Source organism: Aeromonas sp. 2MA4 (assembly GCF_029237305.1).
In the GTDB taxonomy this organism is placed as follows: domain Bacteria; phylum Pseudomonadota; class Gammaproteobacteria; order Enterobacterales; family Aeromonadaceae; genus Aeromonas; species Aeromonas salmonicida.
In genome coordinates this window covers 99,557-112,808 of sequence record NZ_JAACFY010000011.1, presented here as the reverse complement: position 1 = coordinate 112,808, position 13,252 = coordinate 99,557, and the positions used below count along the sequence as shown (strand labels likewise).

Annotated in this window: 10 protein-coding genes, 12 tRNA genes and 1 riboswitch; of the genes, 14 read left to right on the top strand and 8 right to left on the bottom strand. The window is 58.5% G+C overall.

Features of this window, described 5'->3' with window-relative positions; genetic code table 11:
- Position 1: 1 nt before the first annotated feature.
- Genes GWQ31_RS12920 through rsgA form a run of 4 tightly spaced genes read right to left on the bottom strand, consistent with a single transcriptional unit; the run spans position 2 to position 2,479 of the window.
- Positions 2–277, bottom strand: a complete 276-nt coding sequence (locus GWQ31_RS12920; protein WP_021140745.1) for a DUF2960 domain-containing protein — start codon at positions 275–277, stop codon at positions 2–4.
- On the bottom strand, positions 267–536 hold the full coding sequence (locus GWQ31_RS12915) for a VF530 family protein (protein WP_005317929.1): 270 nt from the start codon (positions 534–536) through the stop codon (positions 267–269). The genes GWQ31_RS12920 and GWQ31_RS12915 overlap by 11 nt, the downstream gene beginning before the upstream one ends.
- On the bottom strand, positions 533–1,405 hold the full coding sequence (asd, locus tag GWQ31_RS12910; RefSeq protein WP_275909519.1) for an archaetidylserine decarboxylase: 873 nt from the start codon (positions 1,403–1,405) through the stop codon (positions 533–535). Before asd ends, GWQ31_RS12915 begins: the two co-directional genes overlap by 4 nt.
- A 39-nt stretch (positions 1,406–1,444) precedes the next feature.
- On the bottom strand, positions 1,445–2,479 hold the full coding sequence (rsgA, locus tag GWQ31_RS12905; protein WP_021140742.1) for a small ribosomal subunit biogenesis GTPase RsgA: 1,035 nt from the start codon (positions 2,477–2,479) through the stop codon (positions 1,445–1,447).
- Between the two features lie 91 nt (positions 2,480–2,570).
- Here rsgA and orn point away from each other — a divergent pair, with 91 nt between their 5' ends.
- The 8 genes from orn (at position 2,571) to GWQ31_RS12865 (ending at position 4,029) form a co-directional block, all read left to right on the top strand.
- Positions 2,571–3,116 carry an oligoribonuclease gene (gene orn, locus GWQ31_RS12900; protein WP_005317921.1) on the top strand — a complete coding sequence of 182 codons (546 nt, stop codon included), beginning with the start codon at positions 2,571–2,573 and terminating at the stop codon, positions 3,114–3,116.
- 189 nt (positions 3,117–3,305) lie between these two features.
- Positions 3,306–3,381 (top strand) — tRNA-Gly (locus GWQ31_RS12895).
- A gap of 36 nt (positions 3,382–3,417) precedes the next feature.
- Positions 3,418–3,493: transfer RNA gene (locus GWQ31_RS12890), tRNA-Gly, on the top strand.
- A 35-nt stretch (positions 3,494–3,528) separates the two neighbouring features.
- Positions 3,529–3,604: transfer RNA gene (locus tag GWQ31_RS12885), tRNA-Gly, on the top strand.
- Positions 3,605–3,640: 36 nt separating this feature from the next.
- A tRNA-Gly gene (locus GWQ31_RS12880) sits at positions 3,641–3,716 on the top strand.
- A gap of 35 nt (positions 3,717–3,751) precedes the next feature.
- Positions 3,752–3,827: transfer RNA gene (locus GWQ31_RS12875), tRNA-Gly, on the top strand.
- Between the two features lie 25 nt (positions 3,828–3,852).
- Positions 3,853–3,928 (top strand) — tRNA-Gly (locus GWQ31_RS12870).
- A 25-nt stretch (positions 3,929–3,953) separates the two neighbouring features.
- Positions 3,954–4,029, top strand: a tRNA-Gly gene (locus GWQ31_RS12865).
- A gap of 462 nt (positions 4,030–4,491) precedes the next feature.
- Here GWQ31_RS12865 and GWQ31_RS12860 read toward each other — a convergent pair.
- The 3 genes from GWQ31_RS12860 to GWQ31_RS12850 all read right to left on the bottom strand — a co-directional run bounded on the left by GWQ31_RS12860 (position 4,492) and on the right by GWQ31_RS12850 (position 7,828).
- Complete coding sequence (locus GWQ31_RS12860) at positions 4,492–4,701, bottom strand: cold-shock protein (RefSeq protein WP_005317918.1); 210 nt, start codon at positions 4,699–4,701, stop codon at positions 4,492–4,494.
- 271 nt (positions 4,702–4,972) lie between these two features.
- Positions 4,973–5,626 (bottom strand): LysM-like peptidoglycan-binding domain-containing protein, encoded by a 654-nt coding sequence (locus GWQ31_RS12855; RefSeq protein ID WP_275909518.1) that lies wholly within the window; start codon positions 5,624–5,626, stop codon positions 4,973–4,975.
- A gap of 99 nt (positions 5,627–5,725) precedes the next feature.
- The gene (locus GWQ31_RS12850; RefSeq protein ID WP_058393668.1) at positions 5,726–7,828 is read right to left on the bottom strand and encodes a methyl-accepting chemotaxis protein; all 2,103 of its coding nucleotides are present in this window, start codon (positions 7,826–7,828) and stop codon (positions 5,726–5,728) included.
- Positions 7,829–8,102: 274 nt separating this feature from the next.
- Here GWQ31_RS12850 and gltX point away from each other — a divergent pair, with 274 nt between their 5' ends.
- From gltX to GWQ31_RS12820, 6 genes are all read left to right on the top strand, one after another.
- Positions 8,103–9,518, top strand: a complete 1,416-nt coding sequence (gene gltX, locus GWQ31_RS12845; RefSeq protein WP_275909517.1) for a glutamate--tRNA ligase — start codon at positions 8,103–8,105, stop codon at positions 9,516–9,518.
- Positions 9,519–9,934: 416 nt separating this feature from the next.
- A tRNA-Ala gene (locus GWQ31_RS12840) sits at positions 9,935–10,010 on the top strand.
- A gap of 28 nt (positions 10,011–10,038) precedes the next feature.
- A tRNA-Ala gene (locus GWQ31_RS12835) sits at positions 10,039–10,114 on the top strand.
- A gap of 64 nt (positions 10,115–10,178) precedes the next feature.
- Positions 10,179–10,254, top strand: a tRNA-Ala gene (locus GWQ31_RS12830).
- Between the two features lie 48 nt (positions 10,255–10,302).
- Positions 10,303–10,378, top strand: a tRNA-Ala gene (locus GWQ31_RS12825).
- 48 nt (positions 10,379–10,426) lie between these two features.
- A tRNA-Ala gene (locus GWQ31_RS12820) sits at positions 10,427–10,502 on the top strand.
- Between the two features lie 136 nt (positions 10,503–10,638).
- Here the strand turns inward: GWQ31_RS12820 and GWQ31_RS12815 are convergent.
- Positions 10,639–12,783 carry an ExeM/NucH family extracellular endonuclease gene (locus GWQ31_RS12815; protein ID WP_275909516.1) on the bottom strand — a complete coding sequence of 715 codons (2,145 nt, stop codon included), beginning with the start codon at positions 12,781–12,783 and terminating at the stop codon, positions 10,639–10,641.
- A 296-nt stretch (positions 12,784–13,079) separates the two neighbouring features.
- Positions 13,080–13,165: riboswitch (cyclic di-GMP riboswitch) on the top strand.
- Positions 13,166–13,252 lie beyond the last annotated feature (87 nt).

Sequence of the window (13,252 nt, the reverse complement as noted above, 5' to 3'; positions counted from 1 at the left end):
CTTACTCCTGCTTGTCTTCGAGCTTGCCTTCTAGATTGTCCCGTTCGATGACGATGTTGGAGAAACCCAGCTCCTTGAAGTAGTTCTCCTGGTAATCCTTCACGCTCTTCTTGTCGCGGCGGCAGACTTGGGCCAGCTGGGCCTCCATGGCGTGGAAGCTGGAGAGATCCAGCCCTTCGGCGGCGGCAATGGCATCGTAGATGCTGCGGAACTTGTCGTTCGCATAGCCGAGCTCTTTGGTCTGTTTTTTGTAGGTGTAGGTAATCTTAAACGCCATCTGGCCCTTCCTTCTTCAATTTGGCTTGCTTGCGCTGGACATAGAGGTAAAGGCTTTCGACCTTCTCCCGTGCCCAGGGGGTCTTGCGCAAGAACTTCAGGCTGGACTTGATACTGGGGTCGTCAGTGAAGCAGCGGATGTTTATCTGCTGTCCGAGCTCTGCCCAGCCATAGTGCTCGACCAGGGCGGTGACGATCGCCTCCAGGGTCAGCCCGTGCAGCGGGTTCTTTGCTTGCGAGGAGCCTGGCTGGTCGCTCATGCGTCGGCCGCCAGCTTGGCAAAGGGTTGACCCATGCGAGTGGTGACGCCATTGGCCAGATGGGGCTCAAAACCGGCCAGCATGCCAGGGCCAAACAGGCAGACCACTGTGCTACCGAGCTTGAACAGGCCCATCTCGGCCCCTTTTTGCAGTGTGATGGCCTCATCACCGCTGTAATCCCAACGCACCACTTCTTTCTGCCTGGTCGGCGCTATATTGCCGGCCCAGATGGTTTCGATACTGGCGACTATGGTGGCGCCGACCAGCACCAGCGCCATGGGGCCATGGGGGGTGCGGAAGGTGGCGACCACACGTTCGTTGCGAGCGAACAGGTTGGGCACATTCTCGGCGGTGAGCGGGTTGACGGAGAAGAGATCCCCCGGCACGAACACCATGCTTTCCAGCACGCCGTCCAGCGGCATATGGATGCGGTGGTAATCCTTGGGGGCCAGATAGATGGTGGCAAAGTCCCCACCCTTGAATGGCGCCACCAGATCCTCATAACCGCCCAGCAGCTCGCGGGCGCTGTAGTCGTGACCCTTGGCCTGGATGATGCGGCCCTGATGGATGGGGCCGAGCTGGCTGACGGTGCCGTCCACCGGCAGGGCCAGGGTCATGGCATCCTCGACCAGCGGACGGATCCCCGGCTTGAGCTCGCGGGTGAAGAAGGCGTTGAAGCTCGCGTAGTGGGCCGGATCTTCGTGCAGCGCTTCGCTCATGTCGACGCCGTACTGCTTGATAAAGGCCTCTATCACCCTGGTGGTGAGGTTGCCCGCTTCTGCGGCAGCCAGCTTGCCCACCAGACGGGAGAGGGCGTGCTTGGGCAAACAGTATTGACCGGCAATTTTCAGGTTGTCAGTGATGCTCATGATCTTGATCTGGTCTTTATGGAAAGAGGGTTGAATAGGTCACGTCCGGGCTTGTTGCCGACCGTGGCGGGCTTCCTGCATGGTTTCCAGGATGCGGTGATAGTTGTGGAAGCGATCGGCACTGATGTCACCACGGTCGACCGCCGCACGCAGGGCGCAGCCTGGGTCGTCCTTGTGGGTGCAGTCGCGGAATCGGCAACCACCCAGGTAGTCACGAAACTCGATGAAGCACCAGGTGATGCGATCGGCTTCCAGATGCCAGAGTGCGAACTCGCGGATCCCGGGGGAGTCGATGAGATCGCCGCCGCTCGGGAAGTGATAGAGTCGCGCCGTGGTAGTGGTGTGCGTACCTAGCCCCGAGTTTTCGGAGATCTCGCCGGTCAGCACATCCAGCCCCGGCATCAGGGCGTTGGTCAGGGATGATTTGCCCACCCCGGACTGGCCGACGAAAATGCTGATCTTGCCTTCGAACTGGGCCTTGAGCTCGTCGAGGCCTTCGCCGCTCTCACAGCTCACCAGGATCACCTGGTAGCCCAGCTTGCGATAGGGGTCGAGTTGTCGTTCGACACGGATGCGGGCAGCCTCATCGAGCATGTCGACTTTGTTCAGCACTATGAGTGGCTGTATCTCCACATCCTCGGCGGCGACCAGATAGCGGTCGACAATGTTGGTGGAGAACTCGGGCATCACCGCCGAGACGATGATGATCTGGTCGATGTTGGCGGCGATGGGTTTGACCCCGTCGTAGAAATCCGGCCGGGTCAACACTGAGTGGCGCGGATGCACCGCCTCGATGACGCCCGCTGTCGCGGTATTGAGGCCGGGCCGCCAGACCACTTTGTCGCCGCACACCAGGCTGCTGATGCTGCTGCGACGCAGGTTGCTGCGGTGGATGGTGCCGTCAGTCGCTTCTACGTCAGCATGCTGACCGAAACGGCTGATCACCACTCCTTCAATGGCCGGGCCAAACAGGGTGTCATCCACGACAGTGGTGTGATCTTTTTGCAACCGCCGCTCGCGGTTGGCCTGGACGCGCCTTTGTTGACCCAGATTGAGTTTTGCTTTCTTTGCCACTCGATTCGCCAGTTTATGAACAGATTCAAAGCCAGTATGATACATGCAAATTGGCAAAATTCCGCCATTCCTCCCAATAGAGAGAATAATCATGACAGTCAGCGCGCAGAACCTAGTATGGATCGACATGGAGATGACGGGTCTGGACCCCGAAGAGAACGTGGTACTGGAGATCGCCACCATAGTCACCGACAAGGATCTGAACGTGCTGGCAGAAGGGCCTGTCATCGCCATCCACCAAAGCGATGAAGAGCTGGCCAAGATGGACGACTGGAACGTCAACACCCATACCAGGAGCGGACTGGTAGCCCGGGTCAAGGAGAGTCAGTACGACGAAACCAGGGCCGTGGCCGAGACCCTCGATTTCATTCGCCAGTGGGTACCGGAGCGCACCAGCCCGCTGTGCGGCAACAGCATAGGTCAGGATCGCCGCTTCATGGTCAAGCACATGAGCGAGCTGGAAGCCTTCTTCCATTACCGCAACGTTGACGTCAGCACCATCAAGGAGCTGGTACGTCGCTGGCAGCCAGAGCTGCTGGATCAGTTCACCAAGAGTGGCTCCCACATGGCGCTGGACGATATTCGTGAATCCATCGCCGAGCTGCGCTTCTATCGTAGTCACGTCTTCAAGATCTGATTGCCTGGCATGGGGTTGCCATCGATTGGTTGCTAAAATCGACAGTTCGGCCAGCTTTTGAGCGAACACGCGCAACCAGACGAAAAAGCCCTTGCAATTGGAAAGACTGCTCTTATAATTCGGCTCCCGTGCAGTAGCGCAAGCAACCAAATGCTGCACGATTTGTTTTGATGCCATTTTATGGTGTGTGCGGGAATAGCTCAGTTGGTAGAGCACGACCTTGCCAAGGTCGGGGTCGCGAGTTCGAGTCTCGTTTCCCGCTCCAAAATGTGATGATGAAACTGGTTCAATCCAGCCCGATGCGGGAATAGCTCAGTTGGTAGAGCACGACCTTGCCAAGGTCGGGGTCGCGAGTTCGAGTCTCGTTTCCCGCTCCAATCATCTTCACAGACCAGATAATGACAACGCTGTTGCGGGAATAGCTCAGTTGGTAGAGCACGACCTTGCCAAGGTCGGGGTCGCGAGTTCGAGTCTCGTTTCCCGCTCCAAAATGTGATGATGAAACTGGTTCAATCCAGCTCGATGCGGGAATAGCTCAGTTGGTAGAGCACGACCTTGCCAAGGTCGGGGTCGCGAGTTCGAGTCTCGTTTCCCGCTCCAATCATCTTCACCAGCGCAAAACGACCATTTATGTTGCGGGAATAGCTCAGTTGGTAGAGCACGACCTTGCCAAGGTCGGGGTCGCGAGTTCGAGTCTCGTTTCCCGCTCCAAACATTTGCAATGTGACATCCTGTTGCGGGAATAGCTCAGTTGGTAGAGCACGACCTTGCCAAGGTCGGGGTCGCGAGTTCGAGTCTCGTTTCCCGCTCCAACACATTTGCAAGTGACATCCTGTTGCGGGAATAGCTCAGTTGGTAGAGCACGACCTTGCCAAGGTCGGGGTCGCGAGTTCGAGTCTCGTTTCCCGCTCCAATATCTCTCTTCGAAGTACCCAAATCCAATAGATAAACATATTGATTACAATGCCCGGTTGGTAGAGCATGATCCGTGCTTGCCAAGGCTGGGGTCACGAGTTCGAGTCTCGTTATCCGCTCCAATTTCTCTTCGTAGTACCAGCATTCCTTTTAATCCTTCAAAAATGACTTTCGTATCGCGCTGCGATGCGTTTGTGTTCCTGCTTTTAAGCTTTACCCCTCTGTTTGCCAAGCTCGCTTAGCCTGATAGCAAGGCGCTGCCCTGATCCGGGGTGAGCTGATACCCAGTGGTCGTGATGGCCTGATGGTTGAGGGGCGACAAGAGGGAAATGGCGGGCAAGCGCAGTCACAACCCGGAGAGGGTCTGGTCACAAGCGCGCAATGAAGGATAGTGGAGTGGTAAACGGCAGGCAAAAAAATAGGAGGAGCAGGTCTCCTCCTACAGGCTCACTGGCGTGGCTTAGAGCAGAGTAACGTTCTCAGCCTGAGGACCTTTTTGGCCCTGAGTCACAGTGAACTGGACTTTTTGACCTTCAGCCAGGGTCTTGAAACCTGTGCTCTGGATGGAGGAGAAGTGAACGAAAACGTCCGGTCCCTGGGATTGCTCGATGAAGCCAAAACCCTTGGTTTCGTTAAACCATTTTACTTGGCCGGTGCGAATGTCAGACATGTGGTAAGTCCTATCTATAACGAAATGAAACTAAGCCTTGTTGGGCAGCATTTGCCTAGGAATCAGGGGTTGAAGCATGACTGACCACGTCAATTTGTCCCAGTAGCATGTAGAACAATCCCTGTCTAAAGCACAAACGATTGTACGTGAGAGCAGATCCTTGTCAATTTTGCGCTTTTCATTTTTTGAGCAAGCTAAAAATATTGTGAAGTCAGCGGCTTATTTCACGGTGCTGGATCAAAAAGCGGGAGGCTCATGGCCTCCCGTTTTGTCACTCCTTGAGGGCGAACCCTTGGCCCTGCCGGTCATACCGATAGATGGCCTGACCGTAGGAGCGGATCTCCACCCGCTGGATGCGGCGGTTGTCATCCACCAGAATGAACACCGACTTGCCCGATTGCAGCCGGGTCAAAGGGCGGTCCGGCCCTTCGATGGCAATCAGGCGACTGAGCTCGGCGCCTGGCAGCTCGAACTTGCGCCAGATGGAGTAGAGGGTTTCACCGGCTTGCACATCGTGCTGTAGCCAGCTGCCATCTACTTTCTCTTCGACCGGTTTGGCGGCCGAGGTGCCATTGCCAGTAGTCAGCGCTTCGGCTGGCACGGCCAGCGGCACGGCGAGCGAACCGGACGGGGCGGTTGTCGGCATGGTAGGCGCAGGCTCCCAGGCCATCAACAGCAGCCAGATGGGCACCAGCACCAGCAGGCCTATGGTGTGTTTGCGGGGCAGCGGGTTGGCCAGCTTGAATTTGCCCGCGCTGGCCTCCTGGCCGCGTTGGCCAAGGCCACGCATCCCTTGGCCGATGCGCTGGCGCAAGGGCAGGGTAGCGGCATTGATACGATGGAGCAGGGATCCTTGTGATTCGTCTTGTCGACGCTGCTGGGCTCGTCTGTTATGGCCACGTGGGCGACGGTCCGGGGTGGGCACGGCATTTACCTCTCACTACATTGCCTGCCATCAGGCAAATTCGTTGCCTATGGTAAACGGACTCGCCCCCGAGGGGGAGAGTCCGAGAGAGGAAAATTGTCAGCTGAGACGAAATTGTCCCAGTAATTGCTGCAAACGCTCGGCGGCCTGACGCAATGCCTGACTGGCTTTGGCCGTTTCGGTCGCATCCTGAGCGATGTCGTTGGCCAGTGCGTTGGTTTTTGACAGATTGCCGGACACCGTCTCGGAGACGGAGCTCTGCTCCTCGGCGGCGGAGGCGATCTGATAGGTCATGTCGTTGATGGTAGAGATGGCCTGATAGATGCTGGCGAGCGCCTCTTCCGCCAGATCCGCCTCGCCCACCGCCTGATGGGTCAGCTGCTGGCTCTGATTGATGGCGCTGACTGCATTGGCCGAGCTGAGACGGATCTTCTCGAGCAGCTCCTGGGTGTTCTGCACCGCCTGCTGGGTGTTGCCCGCCAGTTTGCGCACCTCGTCGGCCACCACCGCAAAACCTCGGCCCTGTTCGCCGGCCCGTGCAGCCTCTATGGCGGCATTGAGCGCCAGCAGGTTGGTCTGATCGGCAATGCCCTGGATCACAGTGAGTATGTTGGTGATCTGCTCGCTGTCGTGAGCCAGCCCCTCGACCACTTCGGCGCCTTTGCCTGCTTCGGCCGCCACCTTGTGCATTGACTGGATCACCTGCTGGAAGCGTACCTTGCCCTGATCCGCCGCGCCCTGGGCCTGCTTGGCCGAGTCGGCGGTGTTGTTGGCGTGGGTGGCCACTTCCTGGCTGACATAGGACATCTCCTGCACCGCAGTCAGCATCTGCTCCATCTCCGCCTGGTGATGCTGCAAGTTGGTGTCGGTCTGCCCTGCGATGCGATCGGTATCACCGGCGTGGCGGTTCACCTCGCTGGCGGTTTTCAGCACATCCCCCAGCAGCACCTGCAACTTGTCGATGAAGCGGTTGATGCCCTTGGCGAGATCCCCCAGCTCGTCGACGGAGCGGGTGGTGAGGCGCTTGGTGAGGTCCCCCTCGCCATCGGCAATGTCATCTACCAGGCTGACCATCTGGCGGATGGGGCCCGTGATACTGCGCGCTATCATCAGCATGGTGGCCAGTGCCAGCACCAGTACGACAAGGGCACCCACCAGTTGCTGGGTCATGGCAGCCCGACTCATGTCGCTTAGCTGGCTTTCCAGCTGATCGGCGCCCGCCAGTACCACCTTGTAGGGCAGGGTGACTATGATGGCCCAGTTGCGGCTCATGCCTGGTACCATGATGGGCACAGAGATACGAAATGATTCGTCCAGCTCCTGACGCTGCACTTCCGGTTTCAGATATTGCTGCCACTGGTTGCCAAGCAGCTTGTCGGCCCGGCTGCCAAGCAGGCTGGCGTCACCGCTGGTGCCTGTGATGACGCCTGCGGCGCTGACGATCAGGGTCTCGCCCTTGCCGTCATAGATGTTGCTGTTGAGGGACTGGGCCTGACGGCTGATGGAGTCCACAGCCAGATCCAGCGCGGCGATCCCCTTGAACTTGCCTGCCACCATGATGGGGGTGGTGATGGTGCTCACCAGCACCTGCTGGCCGTTGATGTCCACCTTGAAGGGGTCGATGAGGCAGGAACGCCCTTCCCGTTTCGGGCAGGAGTAGTAGTCGTTGGCCGGGTTGCCGAATTCATCCGGATCGGTCTTTTCGATGGACAGCAGCAGGTCTGTGCCTATCTGGTCCTTGTCACGATAGAAGTAGGGCACGAAGCGGCCCTGGCTGTCGCTACCCAGCGCGCTTTGACCGGCGAAGGTGGCGTCCTGGCCGTCGAAGCCGTTCGGCTCGAAGCCGGCGAAGGCGCCATACAATTGTGGTTCGAGCGCGAGCTGCGCCTTGAGTAGATCCGTGGCCTGTTGGCGATCCAGCGGTAGCTTGCCCTCTTGTTGCAAGGCGAGGGCACTGGCCATCTGCTGGGTATAGGAGAGCCCCTTTTGCAGCAACTGTGTGATGGTGGCGGCCTCGGCCCGAGCGTTGGCACTCACCTTTTGCCAGGCTTCTTGCTGCAGGGCGGCGCGACTGGAGCTGATGGTCAGCTGTTGGGTCTGTTGACCGGAATACTGGTTGAGCAGGATCAGTATGACCAGGGCTGCGGTCATGGCGATCCCGGCCATGACCAGAATTCGATTCTGGATAGAACGGAACTGCATCGTCTCTTCCTTGTGTCGTGAGAAATAGTGTGAGAGTTGTTTGGATATCGGCCGGAGGAGGCAGCTCTCCAACACTTCCCATAGCAAATCGGAAATGCCGCTTCGGTTTTGCGATCCCCCTCAAATATCAGGCTGCAGGCGGCCGGGCAGCAAATTTAACCCCCTACTTTAGCCCGCAACGGCCTCATGGTTTTCCCATCCGGGATTCTGAGTGCTAAAATGCGACGGTTTTTTCTAACGAATTGGCCCAAGGCCCTCTACACAAGGCTTAAAGATGAAAGTCAAAACCCGTTTTGCTCCCAGCCCGACCGGCTTTTTGCATGTCGGCGGTGCCCGTACCGCACTCTATTCCTGGTTGTTTGCAAAGAGCCAGGGCGGTGAGTTCGTGCTGCGTATTGAGGATACCGACCTGGAACGTTCCACTCAGGAGGCGATCGACGCCATCATTGAGGGCATGGAATGGCTGGAGCTGAACTGGGATGAGGGCCCCTACTACCAGACCAAGCGTTTCGACCGCTACAACGGCATCATCGACGAGATGCTGACCGATGGCCGTGCCTACAAGTGCTACTGCTCCCGTGAGCGCCTGGACGCGCTGCGCGAAGGTCAGATGGCCAACGGCGAGAAGCCCCGCTATGACGGCAAGTGCCGTGATGCGGCCCACGATCACCCGGCCGATGCGCCGCACGTTATTCGCTTCCGCAACCCGACCGAAGGCTCAGTGGTGTTCGATGACCACGTCCGTGGCCGCATCGAGTTCGCCAATACCGAGCTCGACGATCTCATCATCCGCCGCACCGATGGCGCGCCGACCTACAACTTCTGCGTGGTGGTCGATGACTGGGACATGGAGATCACCCACGTGGTGCGTGGCGAAGACCACATCAACAACACCCCGCGCCAGATCAACATCTACAAGGCGCTGAACGCGCCCGTGCCGGAGTTTGCCCACGTCTCCATGATCCTGGGCGACGACGGTGCCAAGCTCTCCAAGCGCCACGGCGCCGTCTCCGTGATGCAGTACCGTGATGACGGCTACCTGCCGGAAGCGCTGCTGAACTATCTGGTGCGTCTGGGCTGGTCCCACGGTGATCAGGAGATCTTCACCCTGGACGAGATGATCAAGCTGTTCAGCCTGGATGCCATCTCCAAATCCGCCTCCGCCTTCAACACCGACAAGCTGCTGTGGCTGAACAACCACTACATGCGCAGCCTGGATCCGGCCTATGTGGCCAAGCATCTGGCCTGGCACATGGCAAACCAGAAGATTGACACCAGCAAGGGCCCATCATTGCCAGAGGTTGTCACTCTGCTGGCCGAGCGCTGCAATACCCTGGTGGAGATGGCCGCCCAGAGCCGCTATCTGTTTGAAGAGTACGAAGCGATCGACGAAGCGGCTGCCAAGAAGCACCTGCGTGGCGTCGCTGCCGAGCCGCTGGCGCTGGCCAAGGCCAAGCTGACCGCTCTGGACACCTGGACCACCGAAGCGCTGCACGAGCTGATTGAAGCCACTGCCGCCGAGCTGGGTCAGGGCATGGGCAAGGTCGGCATGCCGCTGCGCGTGGCCGTGACCGGTCTGGGTCAGTCCCCTGGTATCGACGCCGTGATGGCGCTGGTGGGTAAAGAGCGTGTGCTGGCTCGCATCGACCGCGCGTTGGCGTATATCGAAGCGCGCATGGCCGCCGAGTAAGTTTGCCGTCGCACATTGCCGTCACCGGTCTGGGATAATCTCCCCTGGTATCGACGCCGTGATGGCGCTGGTGGGTAAAGAGCGCGTGCTGGCTCGCATCGATCGCGCGTTGGCGTATATCGAAGCGCGCATGGCCGCCGAGTAAGTCGCCTGCTGCCGCGGCTGGTGGCAGCCGGATAAATTGCCTTCCACTGACAATAAAGGGCTCCCGCAAGGGAGCCTGTGTTTTTCGCGGTTAACCAGATTTGTGACATAAAACAGCGAGATAGCGGCAAGGTTGCCGGTAAAAACAGCTAACTGCTTGAATTTTGACTAAACGCTCCAGCCGGTGTTATTTTTGGGTTGACAGCAAAGCGGGTGATGCCTATCATGCGCCTCCGTTGCCGGAGATAACTTCGTCAGCGCCGAGGTGAGTTGGGGTTATAGCTCAGCTGGGAGAGCGCTTGCATGGCATGCAAGAGGTCCGCGGTTCGATCCCGCGTAGCTCCACCAAATTCTCCTCGAAAAATCTGGAATCAAAGGGGTTATAGCTCAGCTGGGAGAGCGCTTGCATGGCATGCAAGAGGTCCGCGGTTCGATCCCGCGTAGCTCCACCAGGTTCCTGATTGAAGATGAATTACCCAGGGCAGTGCGGTGTGTATCACCCAGGCCGACCTTTGTGGGGTTATAGCTCAGCTGGGAGAGCGCTTGCATGGCATGCAAGAGGTCCGCGGTTCGATCCCGCGTAGCTCCACCACTATTTGCGACAGATGGCCGCCAGAACCATTTGTTGAGTACGAAATTCGGGGTTATAGCTCAGCTGGGAGAGCGCTTGCATGGCATGCAAGAGGTCCGCGGTTCGATCCCGCGTAGCTCCACCACCATTTGCGACAGATGGCCGCCAGAACCATTTGTTGAGTACAAAATTTGGGGTTATAGCTCAGCTGGGAGAGCGCTTGCATGGCATGCAAGAGGTCCGCGGTTCGATCCCGCGTAGCTCCACCACATTCTTGTGACAAGAAGCCAAAAGGCCACCGTTATCGCGGTGGCCTTTTTGTTTTGGCTCATGTTGTGTCCGGCCGTCTCCTGTTCGTAAAAAAGCCCGCATCGCAGCGGGCTTTGGCATGATGGCAAAGTCGCATCAGTTGCGGCGACGACGCCAGGCCAGGGGCAGCAGGGCCAGCAACAGGGCGCTCATGGCACCACCACCGCCGTTGCTCTCTTCCTTCAGCTTGAGGTTGACGATGATGGGATCATGATCGGAGGCGCTGAACGGATTGTCGGACTTGATCATGTCACCGGTGAAGCCACGGCCATATTCGAACAGGTTGCTCTCGAACGAATTGATGTGCCAGTCGGCGACCGCGATTACCTTGCTGGCCAGTGCCGGGTTGGCGAGGGCATAGTCCAGAGTACCGAGTTCGGCCTCGTAGCTGTAGGAGATAGCCTTCTCCTTGTTGAACCTGACATTCATGTCGATCAGGCCATAGCTCTTGCTCACTTCGCTGCCGGTCTGCTCATAGACTTGCTCGCCGAGGAAGGTCCGGGAGGCCGAGACTATCTTGCGCTGACCCTCGGTCGGCACATAGTCGGTCAGCACCCGGATCGCATCTTCCCTGGCGTAGGAGTTGAGGTCACCCACCAACATGACCATACCCGGCAGCGTGTTCACCGCGTCGCCCAGCACCTTGGCGGCACTGACCCGGAACTCGGTACACTTGCCCTGCAGATCGGCCGGCTCCTTGCCGTCCAGGTTCTCCAGGCAGCCGGATCCCTTGGATTTGAGGTGGTTGACCACCAGGGTCAGCGGCTCCTTGCTGCCCTCGACGGTGAAGCTCTGCACCAGGGAGTCACGCTGGGAGGCCTGTTTCTCGACTCCTTTCGCGTCCTGGTATTTCTGTACCGGCAGCGTGATGACGCTGGCACCCCCCTGCGGCGTCAGCTTGACGGGCCGGTAGATCATGGCCACCATGATGGCGTCGCCGCCGAAGAAGCGCTCGTCGCCAAGCAGCGCCTTGGGCAGGGCCACGAAGGCGTACTGTTTGTCAGCTTCCTTCTGTTGGGCGTTGAGGCTTTGCACCAGATCACTGATGGCGGAGTGACTGTCAAAGCCGTTGTTCTCCATCTCCATCAGGCCGAGCAGATCGGCATCCATCTCAGTGATGGCGTTGACTATCTTGGCACGCTGTTTCTGGAAGTCCTCCAGGTTTTTGGCGCCGCGGTTGCAGCCCTTGGCGCTGTCCGCATCCGCCTGATCCTTGCACAGCACATTGAGGGCCCCCCCCACGCTGGAGTGGCTGGTGAAGTAGTTGAGCACGTTGAAGCTGCCGATACGCAAGTCGGTGCCATCGGCACGGGCCGGTGCGCTTTGGCGATCGTTATCGCTGGTGCGCAGCAGATCGCCGGCGGTGATCACCTGATCCTGCGGCACTATCAACCGGTATTCGTTGTAGCTGTAGCCCACCAGCGCATCCAGATTGACCGGGACATCGCCGATGCGCAGATAACCCTGCTCCGGATCCCAGCCTGGCAGCCAGGGCAGTTTGCCATCGGCGGCCTTGAAGTCAGACTCGAGGAATACCCGGTTGCGGGCATTGGCCCTGGCCAGCGCCTTGGCTTCTTTACTGTCGGCGGCATGCAGCTGGGTCGGCTTCATCAGCGGTGCCTGGTGTGACAGCACCAGATTGTTGCGTTTGGCGGCGTAGTCATAGCTGAAGTTGCGGCTTACCTTGAGCGCGCTGTCGGCATCGAGGCGTACCCGCATCCCTTCGTGACGCTCCAGCGCCCGGGCCAGGGTCTCGTTTTCCAGTACCCGCAGCGGCACGGCGGCAGGCACAGAGCCCTGAGCGAGCACCTGCAGACGCGGGGCGCCGCTGTCAACGACCGGCTTGAGCTGGGTGTGGTTGTAGTACTCCTCGACCTTGGCCTCCAGACAGACTTCGGCACCCGGCTTGATGTCCGGGTACTTGCTGGCGAAGTTTTTGTCGTTGAGGTAGACGAAGATGCCATCCGATGTCTGGGGATTGTCATCCCCTTGCAGATCCTGCAGGTAGAAACCCTTGTTGAGACTCTCACCAAGTGCCGTGACCACCGCCTTGACCGTGACGCTCTGGGCGCTTTCGAACTTGCCATCGGGGATGAGGGGACTCTTGCCACCAATGCCCTGAATGACGGGGATGGGGGTGAGGGCACTGTCAGCCGTGCAGCTGAAGCTGGCGGCATGGACGGACGGGGACGCGAGCGCAAGCCCCACGGCCAGCGACAGCAGGGTACGTGTTCCTTTCATAACGATTCCTTTTTTATTTTTTGCCAGTGTTTCCATAGCCTTGGCACCTTGACCAAGGGCGCGCATTGTCACATTTCTGGCACGTCATACCAGTGAGCCAACGCACATTACCGGGATGCAAATGAGGGCAGTGCTGGTTTTTTTGACCTGACTAACGTTATGAAATTAATGACAAAATAATTAATTCACTGTTCTCGGGAAAGTGTGATCTGGCTTGCATCCACATATTTTTCTTCGAGAATGAAGATTGAGACTCTGCTGGTTGATTCCTATACTCGGCTTGTTCCTCACGGAACCCAGGTAAAGGGCAAACCGGTCGAAATGCCGGGACGCAATGCCTCCGGTCTCCAGATCAGTCGATCCAGATAGCGGGGCTTCCCAGGGTGAAGGTGGTGTTTGTGGCACGTCCATTGCCAGTTGTCTGCTCCCATCACGCCGGTTGCGCTTGTTCTTTGCCCTGGTGACCAAT